The 18,331-nt window shown below is 59.6% G+C and carries 10 protein-coding genes; 1 reads left to right on the forward strand and 9 read right to left on the reverse strand.

The genetic code is table 11. From position 1 onward, the window contains the following. Positions 1–535: 535 nt before the first annotated feature. The 8 genes from DW211_RS00010 to DW211_RS00045 all read right to left on the reverse strand — a co-directional run bounded on the left by DW211_RS00010 (position 536) and on the right by DW211_RS00045 (position 14,188). Positions 536–2,266 carry an isopeptide-forming domain-containing fimbrial protein gene (locus tag DW211_RS00010; RefSeq protein WP_158568447.1) on the reverse strand — a complete coding sequence of 577 codons (1,731 nt, stop codon included), beginning with the start codon at positions 2,264–2,266 and terminating at the stop codon, positions 536–538. Between the two features lie 114 nt (positions 2,267–2,380). Next, a complete protein-coding gene (locus DW211_RS00015) occupies positions 2,381–4,048 on the reverse strand; it encodes a SpaA isopeptide-forming pilin-related protein (protein ID WP_158568448.1) in 1,668 nt (555 codons plus the stop codon). Continuing rightward, positions 4,041–7,580 carry a Spy0128 family protein gene (locus tag DW211_RS00020; protein WP_118258513.1) on the reverse strand — a complete coding sequence of 1,180 codons (3,540 nt, stop codon included), beginning with the start codon at positions 7,578–7,580 and terminating at the stop codon, positions 4,041–4,043. Before DW211_RS00020 ends, DW211_RS00015 begins: the two co-directional genes overlap by 8 nt. 506 nt (positions 7,581–8,086) lie before the next feature. Beyond that, positions 8,087–8,908, reverse strand: coding sequence for an HAD family hydrolase (locus DW211_RS00025; RefSeq protein WP_118258514.1), 822 nt, complete (start codon positions 8,906–8,908; stop codon positions 8,087–8,089). 207 nt (positions 8,909–9,115) lie between these two features. Beyond that, the gene (locus DW211_RS00030; RefSeq protein ID WP_158568449.1) at positions 9,116–10,396 is read right to left on the reverse strand and encodes an MFS transporter; all 1,281 of its coding nucleotides are present in this window, start codon (positions 10,394–10,396) and stop codon (positions 9,116–9,118) included. 154 nt (positions 10,397–10,550) lie between these two features. After that, positions 10,551–11,855 (reverse strand): molybdopterin-guanine dinucleotide biosynthesis protein B, encoded by a 1,305-nt coding sequence (mobB, locus tag DW211_RS10390; protein ID WP_118258517.1) that lies wholly within the window; start codon positions 11,853–11,855, stop codon positions 10,551–10,553. 4 nt (positions 11,856–11,859) lie between these two features. Beyond that, a complete protein-coding gene (gene moaA / locus DW211_RS00040) occupies positions 11,860–12,915 on the reverse strand; it encodes a GTP 3',8-cyclase MoaA (protein WP_199576609.1) in 1,056 nt (351 codons plus the stop codon). Between the two features lie 235 nt (positions 12,916–13,150). Continuing rightward, entirely contained in the window at positions 13,151–14,188 is a 1,038-nt protein-coding gene (locus DW211_RS00045) for a hypothetical protein (RefSeq protein ID WP_118258519.1), read from the reverse strand. A gap of 318 nt (positions 14,189–14,506) precedes the next feature. Here DW211_RS00045 and DW211_RS00050 point away from each other — a divergent pair, with 318 nt between their 5' ends. Then, the gene (locus DW211_RS00050) at positions 14,507–15,853 is read left to right on the forward strand and encodes an MATE family efflux transporter (RefSeq protein ID WP_118258520.1); all 1,347 of its coding nucleotides are present in this window, start codon (positions 14,507–14,509) and stop codon (positions 15,851–15,853) included. Between the two features lie 156 nt (positions 15,854–16,009). Here DW211_RS00050 and ligA read toward each other — a convergent pair whose 3' ends face one another. Then, complete coding sequence (ligA, locus tag DW211_RS00055; RefSeq protein ID WP_118258522.1) at positions 16,010–18,238, reverse strand: NAD-dependent DNA ligase LigA; 2,229 nt, start codon at positions 18,236–18,238, stop codon at positions 16,010–16,012. Positions 18,239–18,331 lie beyond the last annotated feature (93 nt).

Consider the following 18,331-nt stretch of genomic DNA (forward strand, 5'->3'; position numbering starts at 1 on the left):
CCGATCCGGCCCTCAGGGTATCGGGTTCCCACATTCATCCGTACATGTACGGATGAATGTGGGAGGTGTTCGGATGAAGTCGATAATCAAGGGCGAGTATGGGCCCGCATTTGAGTTTTCAAAATGTCCCGAATCGGCTGGGCGATTCGGGATACAATGTCAATAGAAAACGACGCACCCCGCGTAAGTGTACGAGAGCGCGGGCGGCCTAGTTTTCAGTTTTTGTTAAATGCCCGGGATCCGACCCCCGGGCATTCTTATTTGCGCTTTCGGCGCAAATGCCTTCTGCCGTCCGCACCGCGCGTGCGCCTACGGACCTTAAACCGAACCTCATACGAGTCAAGAAACGCGATGACGAACGAGTCTGCATCGGACGATGGAGGCTGGCTGCATTGTCCAAAAAACAGGGCAGACTCCAGTACGGAGTCTGCCCCGAAAAGAGAATGGCAAAGCAAGAACGTGGATGGACGAGAAAAGTGTCCGCAAGTCTCATGGCCATCACATCCCACCTGCCAAAGAGATGGGTGAGTGAGCGTTACTCCTGCTCGGACTCCTCAGCCTGCTTACGGCTGCGGATGAGGTGCGCCACGCCGATGACGAGCACCGCGCCGCCAGCGATCCAAGTGAAGGTCACACCGTTGAGGCCGGTGAGCGGGAGGTTAGAGCCCTTCTTGTTCTTGACGGTGAGGGTGACGGTGCCGCCGGTGACTTTCGGGGTGACCAAAGTGGAACTGTCCTTCTCTGCGGTCACTTTCAACGTATTCGGATCAGTGTTCCCAGCGAACGTCTTGCCCTCGAGTTCACCAAGGCCCTCGGCGGTAATGGTGAAGGTAAAGTCATCCAACGTGTTGTAGCCAGGGTTACTGCCCTCAACCTCGTGCACCGTGTAGGTACCGGCGTCGAGTCCGGTTACGCTGATTTCACCACTCTCATCAGTCTTAAACCGATGTTCATCATTGCCAAGCGAACCGTTCTCCTGAACATACTGCACGCCCACTTTGCCAGCCTCAAGCTCGTTAGCGCCCGTGGCCTTGATGGTAAACTCGACATCCTTGAGCTTGGTGTTGTCTTCCGAATCTTCCTTGACGAGCTTAAGCGCATAGGTGTAATCACGAACGGTATCGAGCACGGACTCACCCTTGCCATTGCTCATGGGGTTATTGGAGTAGATGAGCTTGACGCTGTTGGGATTGCCCTCGCCGCCAACAGTAACCTTATCGACCTTCTTGTGGTCGAGCTTGGCAGTATAAGTGACGACGACATTAGAGCGGTCGTCGAGCGTCGCGCCGGCCAAGTTCGCAGCAGTTTTGAGGTCGGCAAACTTTACGGTCAACGTGTTAGTTGTATTATCAATCGAAGCATCGTAACCAGTATTGTCGCCCTCAGTCGAGTTACGAGAAAGGGTCTTATCGCCGATTTTAACTTCAATGGTGCCCGCGTCTGCCGTAAGGCCGGCAGAGAGCTCGTCGTTAAACTCATAATAGTAGGTGTCGAACGTGGCGATGTTGTCGGCAACGGTGCCCGTCAGCTGGTAATGGACGTCCTGATCCATCTGGGAATCTGCCTTGTCTTTCCAATCGCTACCGGGCTTGTCGTCTTTGACCTTCTTCTCGACCGTAGGAATGCCGGTCTTCTCGGTAACCTCAACAGCGCTGCCGCCCACGACAGCGAAAATCGGGGAAGTACCAGTCTGCTTTTTGCCGGAATGGCTATCCGCAGTGCCGATAGAGTCAACGTCCGTCAGGAAGAGATAGTAGCCAGAGTTATCAAATGATACTGAGATGTCCGCGGCGAAAGCAGCGGCAGAAGCTCCCTTTGGCGTGACAGGAGTAGTGTCCTTGACCAAGCTAGCAATCGTATCGAGCAAATCATCATTGTTCACAACCTGAGAAGCATCCTGGAGATATGTGGCCATCCAGTCGGCGACGTCCTGTGCAGAGGGAGTCCCGGGAAGCTCGCCGCCTTTCTCGTCACTCTTTATGGCGGCAATGATGCCATTCTTATCAGCGACAGATAGTCCGTCGGCCCAATCGACGTTGGACGCGACCTTCTTCCCGTCCTTGTCCACGACATCGGCCTTAAAGATCTGGTATGCCTTGTACTTCACATCGCCGTTCTCAGTGTTCTTATTGATGGTGATGCTATTGGTCGTGGCAGCCGCCGCATCTGCGGCAAACGCCATGGTCACCGGAGCCATGACGCCGCCGAAGCTCAGGGTTGCGGTGAGGCCGGCGGTTACTGCCAGGCGTGCGATGTTCTTGCTCATGCTCATCTTCTTTTCCTCCGTTTTCCGGTTGGTTCTCATTCGATCGATCATCATCTGTCTGTGTCTTAGCATCTGCTTCGCTACGTCTCGCCCCGCTCTCTGTGGGGCTGCCAGCTACTCTTTATGGCTGCCACCTCCCCGCTTGACCAGGAGCGCGACCACGATGAGCGCGGCTCCGGCGACCGCTGCGGCGACCGCGGCGTACATTGCCATATCGCCAGTCGAGGGCATAAAGCCTCCGGTGGTAATGCTAGGGGGTATGCCGGTGGGCGTGTTGATGAGCGACGCCTCCAGGCTGCCCGTCGACCCGTCCGCGCTGTCGGCGCGTAGGGGCGACTCGGCCGTGATGGTGAGCTTGGGCTTGGCGGCGGCCACCTGGTCGACGTCCAGGCCCTCGGCCTTGACTGTCACGGAACGCGTGCCCTCAAAGGCGGTGTAGCCCTTGGGCGCCTTGAGCTCGCGGACATCCAGCTTGCCCGAGTCCACGCCCGAGACGGTCACGCGGCCGTCCTCGCCCGTGGTGACGGTGGCCTTGCCCTCCGCATCCCACGTGCCGTCGGCCGCCAGCGTGCGGCCGCGGTCGTCGGCGATGCTCAGGACTGCCCCGGCAAGCGGCTTGTCGCCGTCGCTGCCGCGCTTGGTGAGCGCGAGATCCCAGGTGTAGGCGCACGCATCGTCGCTCGGCGTGCGGGTGAAGCCGGCGTCGCCGGACTGGTCGGCAAAGGGAGAGCGCGGGTAGCGCAGGTAGACCTCGTTGGGGTTGCCCTTCGCGATGCCGTGGTTGCATGCGCTGTTGAGCGGCGCGTTGTACACGGCGACCACGCGGGCGCCCGCAGTGAAGGCGTCGGCCCCGCCGAGCGCGGCGATCAGGTCGCCGGTGCGCACGGTGAAGGTCCCGTCCGCCGCCACCTTGGTGGCGCACTGGGCCGTGATATCGGTCCAGCCCTGCGCGGGCTCGGTGCCGGCGCGCCCGTCCTTGCCGGCCGAGACAGCGTCGAAGCCGCCGTCCGCGCCCGCCGCCACGTACACGCGCATGCTCGCGGCGACCTTGGAGGGGTCGAGCCCCGCGCTCATGGTGTCGACGAACCGCACCGTATAGGTGTCGTAGGCGGCAAGGCCCGCCGGGACCGTGGCAGAGAGGCGCCAGTACAGGTCGTCGGCGACCGTGGCGTCGGCGGCCTTCTGCCAAGCGGCGGTGCTGTCCTCCAGCACATGCTTGGACACCTTGGGGGTCGCCGCCTTGGGCTTGACGGTGACGGCGCTGCCGCCGACCAGGGCCATGATCGGCGCGGTGCCGGCCTCGCCCTGGGCGATGGCGTCGTCGTCGGCGACGATGAGCCAGTAGCCGCAGGGCAGCTCGGCCGCCGTGCCCGCGTTAAGGGCCACGGACACGGGGCCAGAGCTCTGGAGGGAACGAGCGAGCTGTGCGCTCAGCGCGCTCGTAAGGTGAGAATCGGTGTTGAGCCACTCGGCAGCTTCCTGCGCGGTGGTCCGGGAATTGGGCATGCCGGCGCTGTGCAGCACAGGCAGCGCGGCGTCGCGCACGGCGGCGCTTGCCCAAGCGAGGTCGGTGGCGATCTTGGCGTCGTTGTCGTCATCGACGACGTTGGCACTAAAAATCTGGTAGGCGTCGTAGCTGCTCGCCACGGTGCCGCTCACCGTGATGGAACCGTTCGCGCTCGGCGCGGCCTGCGCGGATGCGGGGAACACAACCGCGCAGGTGCCGATCAGGAGGGTAAGCAGCGCAAACAAGATCGGGAAGGAGCAAACTTTCTTATTCACGACGCTCGCCTCCCTTCGCATTCGCCTTGCGACGAATGTGCATCCAGGCCGCAGCAGCGCAAAGCACCGCCGCGCCGGCAAGGTACGTCAGAGTGACGCCCGACATACCAGAAAGGGGCAGAGTGGTGGAGTAGGTGTTGGTGAAGGTGGGGATGGAACTTTCAGTGAGTTCGCGGCCCGTGTCGTTGGTCACTGGCTTTCCATCACGATCCTGAATCTGCTTGTAGGTCGCAGAGATGTTGATCTTGCCCTCAGTGTCGTCAACCGCGTTGACCGTAATCTGATAGATCGACTGGTCGTACTTATAGTTCGTAAACGGTGTGGTTGGCTGCTGCTCGCGCACGAAGTACGTGAAGGTCTTGGAAGCACCACGGCCAGTAGAGTCGTTCTTGAGCTTGTCGAGTTGATCGAGTTTGTACTCAATCTCGTCGAAGCTCCGGATCTGAGACTTCTTGCCGTCGGCAGTGGTGGTAATCACGCCGTCGGGGTCGGTCATAACCGTCTTGGCACCATCGAAGTTCTCGTTATCCGCAAACTCGAGCGTGAACTCCTTCATCTCGCCACCCTCAACGACCTTGGTCGCCATGGGCGTCCAGGAGCCGCTGGAGGTGTACGGCGGAGTGTACTTGTTGGTGAAGGTCTTTGATCCATCGGAGCAACCAATTGAATAGTAGCCGTCTCCACCCGGCTGTACCTCACCCAGCAGGCTGCTTGAATTCTCGGAGTGCCTGGTCACACTCACGCTTGCGATCGTGCAGTTATGAACGTAAAGCTCCACGCTCTCGTTTGGATCATCCTTTTTCGGCACCTTCATGAGCAAAGTTTTGTTGTCCGTGAGCCGCACCTCGACCTCGTACACAGTGCGGTCGTACTCAATGCCCGAGTCTCCACCGGCCTGTTCGACCAAGTAGTATGTAATCTTGTTAGCCTCAACAGTCTTATCAATGAACTGTTCGCCAAGGTCAAAGGTGATGTTACCGCTCGCATCATTCTTGGCAGTTCCGACCAAGGTGCAGCCGCCATCGCTGAATGTCTTGTCATTCCAATAGGGCCTCGTCGCGTGACCAGAATCCTTACGGTAGACCGAGAAGGAGAACTGGTCTTCGGCGAGCGCCATGCTTTCTTCGGTCTGCTTATTTTTCAGCGCCTTTGACGCCTTCAGCTTAAGGCTCGGGTAGACGTACGTATCCGCAGGCACGCCTAGGTACAAGTCGCCATTCGACATGATGCCGCCGCCATGGTCCCAGGAATAGTTGCCCGTGATGAAAGTTCCGGCAGCTTCCTGCGCTTTGTTCGCTTCATCACTTCCAGCTATGACACCCGAAGACAGACCGATGCTCCGATAAATCTTCACGCCGCCATTGGCAGGGATATCGATAGGCTCACTGAGTTCTTTGGTATCACTGCGTTCTTTGCTTCCAGAATACTTGGCGTCTCCGTCGCCGAGCATCTTGCCGATTACTGCCGCAAGCGGTTCCTGATGGCCAGCCGCTGCCGCAAGGAAGAAATCGGCATGACCCCTATCGCGAAACACCTTCGATCTGTATGCATCTTTATCTTGATTCTTGCCACTACCACCGCCTGAAAGATGGGGCGTAACGTCATTGCCGAAATTGTTATCTTTGTCGTAAGGTTTACTGTTATGGTCATCGTTATCATACTCAGCGCCAGCAGACTTATTGCCAAAGATTGCCGTGCCCTTAGTGTTCGTTACCAACGTCTTGCCCGTCGGGCAGACTGCAACGCCACCACCATAGCCACCAGCGGTATTGCTGCTAATGTACGAGTTGTATACAAATAATCTACCAGCGGTCTTTTCCATACCCTCATTCGAGTTTCCCTGGACGAAGATACCGCCACCGCCCCAGTCAAAGCGAGACATGCAGTAGTTGTTAGTGATGTAGACTTTTCTGCCTAGAGTGCCGTTGCTGTCTGGAGTGCCGTTAATCATCGCGTCGACCATCTGGCCAACGCGGATACCAGCGCCCTCAGATCGGAAGCTCACGTTAGAGGCAATTGTTCCTCCCGTAATGTTGAGCCAAGCCGTATCCTTGCGAGAGCAGTTTTGTCGACCAGCATCGGTAACGTAAACGCCACCGCCAGCTTCCTCGGAATAGTTGCCAGTAATCTGGCCATCGGAAATGGTAACATGGGCGCCGTTATTGGCAGCAAGCCCAGCACCGCCATGGTCACCGTTGCCATCGTGGCCGCAAAATTTAGCCATTCTATTATTCGTGATATAGCCACCAGAAACGGTCACGATGCCGCCCTCGGCCATAATGCCGCCACCGAGTCCCACGTTGAGTGTGCTATTACCGGAGATTATGCCACCGGTCATGTTGATTTTGGTCGTGGTTTTGTTAGGGTCGTTAGCGGGCACACCGACACCGCTAGCGTACACACCGCCGCCAGCGCCAGCGCAGTTACCTGCGATCACGCCATTGGTGAGATTGAGGGTGGCACCATTGCCTTCCTTGACGCCAAGTTCGATGCCTGCGCCACGGCTATTAGAGGTTGCACCGCAAACGTAACCACCGCTCATATTGACGGTAGAGCCGTTCTCGGCATAGATGAGGTTGCCGACATTGCAGTCCTTTTTCTGCGTAATAGCGCCACTTACGAGGTTAAACGTGCCATGTTGGTAAACGTTAATGAGCCTCATCGTGGAGTTCTTGGTGACTCCAACAATTGCGCCCTTAATAGTCGCCTTGTACTCTTTGATCTTCTCAGTGGTATCTACACCACTTGCAGTCGATTCGGTTACGTAATAGGTAAGATCTTTCGGAACGTCATTAACGTCATAAGACATTATTGCCGTCTTGCCATAATTGTCAGGTGTCAGATGCTCGTCCTTATCTTGCAGCTGCTGGCCGTCGGCAACATTCTCCGGTACTTTCCCGGAATCCATGACCGTAAGCGTCGCATAATCTGCAACATCGAACAACGGACTGGCACCACTACCGTGCTTAATCTTGAAGCCATTTAAGTCCAAGGTGATCTTGGTGTTTGCCCCTTCAAGCCGAATCTCATCGTCGTACTCAATATCGGCAGTTAGCTTAAAAGTAGCAGCACCGTTTCCATCGCGTAGATCCTTGTTAAGGAGCTTTAAGTTCAGATCCGTCCCGCTGCTAATTTCATGAGTCGGTTCATTCTCTGCAGCAAGTGAGATTGCGCCATCGCCGTTAGCACCGTCATCCGCAGGCCGCTCGGCACCCTTGACTTCCGCGCCATCAGCAGTCGAGTCTGCTGCGACGTTGTCCTCGCTCGCGCCATTCCCGGCATCGTCACTATTCTGGTTTTCGGTATCCCCGTTGTTGGTGCTGTCTACATCAGTAGACTCACTTGAGGAACCCCCCCCCGTCACAGTTTTCTCGGTAGAAACCGTTTGGGCATCGTTGGCAATGGCCTGCGAGATCGGAGGCATGACGAGCGACAGTACCAGGCTCAAAACGGAGGCTCCGCACAAAACGCCTGCCAGTACACGGCGCGTCGCTTTATTACTCTGCTTAGATTTGTTCGAATTCGCTTTCATCGATGTCTCCTCCCCAAGAGACCGCGATCTTGCTCTTTCCCTATCAAACGTATCTGCGCAATCTGTAATTGCGCTCGCTAAGTGATGCAATTATAACGATTGTTTAAACATCTGAGCAGCAAAACCGACATTTTTGTGCAAGTTCTTAATTCTCTTGACATTTACTCAGATTTACCTTCGTTTATTCACTATCTATTTTTTGTTTCTACTGGTAATTAAGTTAGTTATCAGTTTTTTAATAGCATTTTATTTATTTGCACAACCTTTTGCTCAAGAGCAAACATCCTGTGAACGGTCGAAAATCGACCGTGAACGGTAGATCATTAACCGGAAGGAATATCCTACCAAACTGATGAGAATATCTTTAACCCACCGGTGGTTAGAAGCATGATGTTCAGACAACTATATTTGAATTTTCGTGCAGATTCTAGGTAGCAATTCGCCCAAATCGCCTGAGGCCACCACAAAGATGCCTGCCACCTATTGTGGTGGTTCTCCCCCCTGCGCTACAGCAGATGTTCCTCGATAAAGATCGCGATGCCGTCTTTGTCGTTGCTGGCGGTTACAAAGTCGGCGGCGGCACGGGTGGCGTCGCTGCCATTTGCCATGGCCACGCCCACGCCGGCGTCGGCCACCATGCAGGTGTCGTTGTCCGCATCGCCAAACACGCAGATGTCCTGGAGCTCCATATCGTTGAGCTCCGCCACGCGCACAAGGCCGCGCGTCTTGGACACGCGCGGATCCATGAACTCGTAGAGCCGCTGCGTGGTTTGCAGAGCCGCTGCCTTAACAGTGTCATCGGCAAACGTCGACGCCCGCTCAATCACCCGCGGCATTACCTCGGGCGCCATGGTAAACATCACCTTGGGCTGCGGCTCGCGTAAGAACTCGGCAAAATCGACCACCTGATAGGGCACGCCATCGACGCGCGACAGGTGCTCGACGCACGCGTTGCTCTCGGGCACGTAGAACACGCCGTCTCGGGGGCAGACGGGCGTTGCCGGAAGGTCCGCCATGTGCTTGCAGATGCGCGCGATAGTCTCACCCGGCAGCGGATAGCTCAGCTCGTTGATGTCGTGCGCGCGGTCGATGACCTCGGCGCCGCCGCAGCCCACGAGCACGTCCACCAGGCCTTCGATGCCCCAGAGCTCGTACATGGCCTCGGTCGCGTGGGCGTCGCGCCCGGTGCACAGACCAAAGAGCACGCCGCGCTCGCGCAGGGAACGGATCGCCGCCACGGTGCGCGGGGACACCGTGTGCTGGCTCGTGAGCAGCGTGCCGTCGATATCACAGAACACGGCTTTGATGCGGCTGAAGGTGGCGTCCATGGGGACCTTTCTGGGTTGTGCGGCGGTGTGGGGTGTATTCGTGAACGGCGTACATGGTATACCAAGGCGCAGGGGCGACCTGTCAAAGCAAAAACCACCACAAAGGCGCCCGTCCCCTTTGTGGCGGCAGGATCCGCGGCGCAAACCGTCCCAACATTCGACGTTTTTCGGCAAAATCGCGATTTTCATCGAATGTTGTGATGGTTTTTACTGCTTTGCGGCACGATCCAAATGCCGGCGTCCAAACAGCAGCAGCGCCGCGGGAACCGCCGTCACGACCATGCCCGCTCCCACGAGTGTCCGTTGTACGCCAAATGTTGCCGCCAGCCACGGGGCAATCGCCAGAGGGGCCACGCCGGCGAACATATTGCCAAAGCCCATGACCGAGTTCACGCGACCGAGCTGCTCGAGCGGTGCCGTCGTTTGCACAATGGTGTTGTGGAGCGGGTTGACGACACCCCAGGCTATGCCCAGTGCGATCTGGCCGACGAGGGCCACGCCCACGTACGGCGTCCCCACATAGAGCAGACTTCCCAGGCCCACGGACATAAGCGCCACGAGCAGTGTTTTAAGGTTGACCAGGTGCGGTGGCAAGCGGAGCGCAACGACGGCGCCCAGCACCGCGCCGACACCGCTGGCCGACGAGAGCCAGCCCATCCACCCAACGCCGACGCGTAGGACATCGCGATAGAAAAACGACTCGAGCGGATCGAAAGCTCCGTAGCCAAAGTTCGAAAGAAAAATGATACAGAAAAGTAGCGCGAGGACGCTGTTGGTGAAGACTGTCTTGATGCTGGCTGCGAAGGTGGCGCGGGCGGACGTGCTGGGGTTGGAGCTTCGTCCCGCACGCTCCCCTTCCTCTGCCGAATCGGCATCCGCATCCCCGGCGACATGGCTGGTCTGCGGCCTAAAGCCCCAACCGACGACGAACGCCAACACGGTAGAGAGCATCATGAGCACGAAGACCGCGCGCGACGACGCAGCCGCCGCGACAAAGCCGCCCAGCATGGGGCCAACAATGATGCTCACGTTTGAAAACATGGCGATGGCGGAGTTGATGTCTTTGAGCTCGACAGGATCGTCGGTGAGATAGGCCGGATAGGATGTGGCGATGGGCTGGGCGAATCCCATCGTAAAGCCCAGAAACACCGCGCCGAGCAGGACGACGCCGGTCGCGCTACCAAAAGCGATGATTGCCGTGCCAGTTGCGAGAGCGCCGATGATGCTCAGCAAGAAATGGCGGCGCGGACCCCAGGCGTCGAGCTCCGCGCCACCCGCAAAGGATCCCAGGATCACGAATACATTCATAAACAGGACGGCCAGCGATGTCGCGACGACCGAAGCGCCGTCCGCATAGGTGAGCGTTCCGATGACGCCGATAAAGTAGCTGGTCTGAAAACCGGTGTAAATGAGAAAGCGCATGGCCACCAGGCGTTTAGCCTGCGTGGACAGCGATGAGTGGAATTTTGGAAATACAGATGTGGGCATGGGGCTCCTTATTGCATACGAATGTGGGCAGCGAGCATTTGGCCCTCCGTCCATTGGCTCAATCTATCCGTATGCCTTACTAAGGACACATCGAGCCCCTTCCTTCTGTCTTTCCGCCCAGCATGAACTACTTGGTAGATTTTAAGGCATGTCCCTAAGATCTACCGAGGTGGTCTTGGATCAGATCGCAGATGGCTCGGGCGTCGTTGATGTTGATGGCTCGGGTCGCAAAGCCGGCGTCGAAGGCCTGGCGCGCCAGGGCTTCGTTGCAGGCAAGCGCCAGCGTGTGACCGTCGACCAGGTCGAGCGAGCTCTTGCCGCGCAGACGGTCGACACCGGAGCGCGCGACCACGATGTTGTCGAAGCCCTCGGTCTTGTAGCCCTCGATGATCACCACGTCGACATCGTTGTAGCGCGACAGCAGCTCGCGCGCGGGCATCTCGTCCTCCTCGCGCGTGTCAGCGTACTCCGCCCAGCGCGTGGCGCAGATGAGGCCCACGTGCTTGGATCCGGCTTGGTGATGGCGCCAGGTGTCCTTAGCGGGCACATCGATATCAAAACCGTGATGCCCATGATGCTTGAGCGAACCCACGCGCAGGCCGCGGCGGGTGAGCTCGGCGATAACCTTCTCGACGAGCGTGGTCTTGCCCGAATTTTGGTAGCCGATAAACGCGATCGCGGGGACGGCCGGCGCCGGAGCTGCGGACGCAACGGCGACGGGTGCGCTCGCGGGCGCGTTACCGTCGGCGCCGGCGGCCTCAGCAGCAGCGGCCTGACGCTCTGAACGATCCCACACGCCCGAGCGGCCACCTTCCTTGTGCAACAGGCGCACGTCGACAATCTCCATGCCGCGATCGACGGCCTTGCACATGTCATAGATGGTCAGACACGCGGCACTCGCGCCGGTCAGCGCCTCCATCTCAATACCCGTCTTGCCCGTCACGCCGGCCGTGACCAGTACGTGAAAGCCAACCTGCCCGTCCGTGCGCGCCGGCGCCCAGCCCTCGGGCACGTCCTCGGCCGGCGTCCCCGCCGGAGCGATGGGCGCAATGTCGCACTTACTCTTGGTAATGAGAAGCGGATGGCACATGGGGATGATGTCGCTCGTGCGCTTGATGGCCATAATGCCCGCCACGCGCGCGCAGGCAAGCACATCGCCCTTCTTGGCGCGGTCCTGCAGCACCATGGCCTGTGTCTCGGGGTGCATGAGGATGGTGCCCTCGGCGATGGCGATACGATGGGTCTCGGCCTTGTCGGACACGTCGACCATGCGTACCTCGCCCTTGGCGTCCACGTGCGTCAGCTCGTCGCGACGGGCATCACGGGTGGGCTCGGCTGCAGCGCTGGAAGTCGGCTGTGCGGCAGTGACAGCATCGCCAGCCGCAACCGTGGCTTTGTGGGCAGACATCGCGGCCCTGCGAGCGGCCTTGGTGGCATCGGCGTACCTGCTCTTGGCCATATGATCATCCTCCGATTTGGGACATAAATCGTTGCGTGCCCTCAATTATCGCGTGTTCCTGCGGTTTGTGGGCGACGGCATCGCGCCAAATCGAAAGTACCCGCATATCATCACCACGGCGTAGCGCCTCACGCGCCGAATACTCGGCATCGCTGAACAGGCACGGGCGCACGTTGCCATCGGCCGTCAGGCGCAGACGGTTGCAATTCGCACAAAAATGGTTGGACATGGCGCTGATAAAGCCGACCGTTCCCGCCGCGCCCGGAAAGTGCCAATAGCGCGCAGGGCCCGCGCCGGCAGGAGCGTCGTTGATGTCGAGCGGCTCGAGCTCGCCCAGTCCCGTCGCGGCGGCCCCAGCATTGATGCGCGCCCGCAGCTCGTCGCTCGGCACGGTATCGCTCGCGTCCCACAGCTCGGGATTGAGCGCGGGCGCATGCGGGTCCACAGCGCAATGCGAGCTCGTGTGTTCGTCGCCGATGGGCATATATTCGATAAAGCGCAGGTGGATGGGGCGGTCGAGCGTGAGCCGCGCGAGGGCCGCCACATCCTGGTTGAGCCGGCGCACCACAACGCAGTTGACCTTAACGGGCTCAAAGCCCCAAGTCAGCGCCGCGTCGATGCCGGCCACGGTCTGCTCGAGTCGACCCAGGCGCGTGATCTTTCCAAAGAGCTTAGGGTCGAGCGTGTCGAGCGAAATGTTGACGCGGTTAAGCCCCGCGTCCTTGAGCTGCGGTGCCAGCTTGGGCAGCAGGGCGCCGTTGGTGGTAAGCGAGATATCCTCGATCTGCGGAATCGCGCGGATGTCACGAATGAGCGGGATGATACGGCGGCTGACCAGCGGCTCGCCACCCGTCAGGCGCACGCGGCGAATGCCCTCCCCCGCCACCAAGCGCACAAAGCGGGCGATTTCCTCGGCACTGAGTAGCTCGTCGTGTGCACGGGGCGCCACGCCATCGGCCGGCATGCAGTAAATGCAGCGGAAATTGCACTTGTCGGTAACGGCAATGCGCAGGTAGTTGATATCGCGGCCAAAGTCGTCATGTTGCACGCGCCCGACCACGCAGCCCTCCCCTCACGCGGCGTTTTATTCTTCGGAAAACATAATACCCCACGAGAGAATCATGCCGACACCCGTACGACAGGACAAGTCGCTTCGAGCAAAACGGACTTTCCAAGCCCATCCTCAGCATACAAACCATCACAACATTCGATGCTTTTCCCGATTTTGGCAAAAAACGTCGAATGTTGTGATGGTTTGCCTGCCCACGGCACCCCGCAGAAGGACCAAAGCGCCCCTAAAGGTCGCCGCCCCAGTGCCGAATCACGAATTCTCGCAGATCGTTCTGACGTTTCTGGAACGCTTCGCTTCGGTCGCACTTGAGACCCATAGCGAGTGCGATGGCATTCATCGCCCGGTGCAATTGCAGCTGATGGGCAAACTGAGTCCCGGTGAGGACGATCATCTTAAAGCCCAGCGCGCTCAGCACGGCCATACGCTCCGCATCCGACGCGCTGCGCTGTTTATCAAGATGGTCCGAGCCGTTGTATTCAATCCCCGTACCGCTCGCAGGCGCATATACGTCGATCTCGAAATACCCGGCCTTTGCGAGATACTTGAACTCGTTGGGAACATCGACCCGATGGTTGAGCTCGATCTTGGCGTATCCCAGCCCGCCCTGAGAACGCTTTGCCACGACCATGATTGCGGTGGCTGTCTCCATGGGCGACCGCGCGCCATCGTGCACGCGCTTGAGCACGGCGGCCGCGCGTGCGGCCCCCCGTCGACATCGGTTCTCATTGCAATAGGCAATCAAGTCGGCAGCGGTATACCTCTGCCCTATCTCGATATAATCGCCTGTCGGCAGGTGATTCAAATGGTATCGGGCGCAGATTTCGTAGCCATATTCCAGCTGCTCGGGCTCGCTCATCCACGAACCCGCTTGGACAAAGCACATGACCTCATCAACCACCAGAAGGCCCTCTGCCACCTCGACAAGATGGCCTGGAGGTACCGGCGCCCCAAACACGTGGCACCTAAATCCAGCCGGCGTCGAGCGCTCAAAATCGAAGTTAACGAACGTATCGATATGATTGAGTTCTTCTCGTGGAATACCAAGCGAAACCAGATAGTCGGTAACGATCCCGACTGCCGTTGAAGCCCTCAGCCCCTTGGCATCGAGCCCCAATTTGGGCAGGCCCGCAGTTGGCTCCGCCTCGTTAGCAAGCGAGTCCTCATCGTATAGGCTGCTTGCCCGCGAGAGCGGCTCGGACGGGCGCACCACGTTGTGGTATAGCCAGGCAGTCTTATGGGACAGGACGATCGGCAGGTCCATGAGCCCTCCAATGGAGTCGGATAACCAACCTTATTCCCCTGCCCACAGGTCCGCACACCTTCGTGCGCAAGAAAGCGATTCCACCCGATCGAGTGGTAGAAAAACCATCACAACATTCGATGCTTTCCCCGATTTTGGCAAAAAACGGCGAATGTTGTGATGGTTCGAGGCGAGGTGAGAAGCATGGAGGGGTCAAAGCATCGTGCTTGGAGCGTGACTTTTTTCGCCCGCCGCTAACACAAACCTTGACTCTACAATCGTTGTAGGGTTTTCACTACACTGGTACGTAAACGAACCAATCCAGAAAGTGCCCCGCCCATGGAACACGACCTCACACGCGGCAATGTCCTCAAGACCATCGCGGTCTTTGCCCTGCCCTATATGCTCTCGTACTTTTTGCAGATGCTCTACGGCATGGCCGACCTGTACATGATGGGACAGTTTAGCGGCGCGGCCGGCATCACCGCCGTGGGCAACGGCGCGCAGACGCTCTATATCATTACTGTGACGCTCGTGGGCCTGGCCATGGGAACGACGGTCATCGTCGGCCACGCCGTGGGTTCGCGCCGCTTCGACCGCGCCGAGGTTGCCATCGGCAACACCATCACGCTCTTTATGGGCGTCTCGGTGGTGCTGGCCGCCGTCCTGCTCGCACTGTGCCCGCAGATCGTGGCACTCATTGGCACGCCGGCCGAGGCGGTCGAAGGCACCGCCGCCTACCTGCGCATCTGCTTTGTCGGCATTCCGTTTATCGCCGCGTACAACATCCTCTCCGCCATCTTTCGCGGCCTAGGCGATTCGCGCTCGCCCATGTACGTGATCGGCGTGGCGTGCATCATCAACATCGCGCTCGACTTTTTGTTTATCGGCCACATGGGACTCGGCCCCGTGGGCGCGGCGCTCGGTACGGTAACCGCCCAGACGGCAAGCGTGGCCCTCGCACTCGTGTGGCTCAAGAGCCGCCGCACGCATATCCACCTCAAGCGCAGCGACCTGCGCCCCCAGCCCGAAGTGCTCGGTAGCATCCTTAAGATCGGTGTGCCCGTGGCCGTGCAGGACGGCTGCATCCAGGTGGCGTTTATGTTTATCACCGTCATCGCCAACCACCGAGGGCTCGTTGACGCCGCCGCCGTGGGCTTGGTCGAGAAGATGATCAGCTTTTTGTTTATCGTGCCGAGTTCCATGGGCGCTACCGTCAGCGCACTCACGGCGCAAAACGCTGGCGCGGGCAAGGGTGACCGCGCACGTCAGGTGCTCAAGGATGCCATGACCATCTCGGTAGTATACGGCTGCCTGATCACGGTGCTGATGTGGCTGGTGACGCCGGCGTTTATTGGCTTTTTTGCCAAGGACGCCGCGGTGGTCGCGGCCGGCACCGGCTATATGCGCAGCTACATTTTCGATGCAATCTTTGCCGGCATCCACATTTGCTTTAGCGGCTTTTTCGCTGCGTATGGCAAGAGCTACATCGGCTTTGCGCACAACGTGCTGGCCGTGGTACTCATTCGCGTGCCCGGTGCATGGTTGCTGTCGAACGCCTATTCCGACACGCTGTTTCCCATGGGCATCGCCTCGCCGTGCGGGTCGATTCTGTCGGCGGTCATTTGTGTTGTCGCGTTTACCGTGCTCAACCGCCGCGGAGCTTTTGACAAATTGGCAGCGTAGCGGGGCGACGCGAGATCGCCCTCATCGACGACATCATCAGCGATGATCCGGCAACCTACGTGACGCAGATCACGGTGCCGGCTGCCCCGTCCAAATAAGAGCCGCCCGGAAGGCATCATGCTTTCCGGGCGGCTCTTCAATTTGGTTATCGTTGCACTAAGCCTGGGGCACCTCACCAGTCGCAAGAATCTGCTCGAGTGCGTCCTCATCCAGCACGGGCACACCCAGCTGCTCGGCCTTGGTGAGCTTGGAGCCCGCTTTGGGGCCGGCGACCAGATAGCTCGTCTTCTTTGAAACACTGCCCGAGACCTTGGCACCAAGCACCTTGAGCGCCGCGCCCGCCTCGTCGCGGGTGCGGTTGACGAGCGTGCCGGTAAGCACGAAGGTCAGACCCGCAAGCGGCTGTGCGTCAGCAAGCTCACCCGCCACGCCAGCGTCGGCAGCGGCTTGCGCGTGCGCGGCGCCCAAGTCGACCTCGAGCGACAGGCCCGCCTGACGCAGGCGCTCCAGCACGGCAAGGTTCTCGGGCACGGCCAGGAACTGCTTGACGCTCGCCGCAATCTTGGGACCGATGCCCTCGCACTCGGCGATGTCCTCTTCGCTCGCCAAGATGATCTTGTCAATCGACAGGAATCGCTCGGCGATGACCTCGCCCACGCTCTTGCCCACGTGGCGGATGCCCAGGGCAAACAGCACGCGACCGAGCGGCTGGCTCTTGGACTTGTTGAGCTCGGCGATGATTTTCTCGGCCGTCTTAAGGCCTACCGGAATGGGGTCGCCCTTCTTGACGCCCTTTTTGCTGTTGGAGCTGGCATAGGTGCGGCCCGTGTCCAGCCCTGCGATGTCATCGACCGTGAGCTGGTAGAAGTCTGCGACGTCGTGAATCAGGCCGGCGGCGATCATCTTGTCGACGATCTCATCGCCCAGACCGTCCACGTCCATACAGCCGCGACTCACCCAGTGGAGCAGGCGCTCCTTGAGCTGCGCGGGGCAATCGATGGAGACGCAGCGGTAGGCAACCTCGCCATCCTCGTGGACCACGGGGCTACCGCACACGGGGCAAACCTCGGGCATGTGCCAGTCGACGCTGTCGGCCGGGCGCTTGTCGAGCACCGGGCCCACGACCTCGGGGATCACGTCGCCCGCCTTGTGCACGATGATGGTGTCGCCCTCGCGCACGTTTTTGCGGCGGATCTCGTCGATGTTGTGCAGCGTGGCGCGCGCGATGGTGGAGCCGGCGACCGTCACCGGGTCGAACTCGGCGACCGGCGTGAGCACACCGGTGCGGCCCACCTGGATGCGAATCTCGCGCAGGACGGTCTGCTTTTCCTCGGGCGGGAACTTAAAGGCAATAGCCCAGCGCGGCGCGCGGGCGGTAAAGCCCAAGTCGAGCTGCTGGGCAAAGCTATCAACCTTTACGACCACGCCGTCGATGTCATAGTCGAGGTCGCCGCGATGCTCGAGGGCCTGGGCACAGAACTCATGGACCTCGGCCGGCGTGGCGCAGCGGGCCACGTTGGGGTTGACGCTAAAACCGGCGCTGCGCAGCCAGTCGAGGAACTCACGCTGGCTGTGGACGTGCAGCGGATCGGTATCGGCAATGGCGTAGATAAAGGTGGCCAGGTCGCGGCGCGCCGTGACCTTGGGATCCTTCTGGCGCAACGATCCGGCGGCGGCGTTGCGCGGGTTGGCGAAGGGGTCGCGGCCCTCGGCATCGGCCTCTTCATTCAGACGAACAAAGCTGCCTTTGGGCATATAGACCTCGCCGCGTACTTCGATGGTACGCTCGCGGTCGGCGCCCATATGAGCAAGCGCCGGCTCGGACAGGTGCATGGGCACATCCTTGATGGTACGGACGTTAAGCGATACGTCCTCGCCCGTGGTGCCATCGCCACGTGTGGCCGCACGTACGAAGGTGCCGTTTTGGTAGGTAAGCGCCACGCCCAGACCGTCGATCTTGAGCTCGCAGGTATAGGTGACGCTGCCGGCACCGAGCGCATCCTCAGTGCGCTGGAGCCACGCGTCGAGCTCGTCCAGGTCCATGGCATCGTCCATGGAATACATGCGCGCCATATGCGTGACCGGCGTAAACTGCTCGCTCACGTAGCCGCCCACGCGCTGGGTATAGCTGTCGGGCGTCACCAGGTCAGGATAGGCCGCCTCGATCTCCTGCAGCTCAACGAGCATTTTGTCAAAGGCGGCGTCCGTGATCTCGGGCGCATCAAGCATGTAGTAACGGTAGGCGTGGTAATCGAGCTCGTGGCGCAGCTCGGCCGCGCGCGCTGCCGCCTGGGCACGAGCATCGGTCAGTGCGGCGGCATCCGCGCTCGCGGGCGCTTCGGTATCGATATCCACACCGTCACCAAACAGGCTCGATTGCTCCATAGCGGTACTCCTTCGCTCGATTTCAAACGGACACTAGAGTACCACCGGTCGCAACGGGGCCGAATAGCGGTCTCAAACCGCACCGAATCGGCA

Source organism: Collinsella sp. AM18-10 (assembly GCF_003471585.1).
Taxonomy (GTDB): Bacteria; Actinomycetota; Coriobacteriia; order Coriobacteriales; family Coriobacteriaceae; genus Collinsella.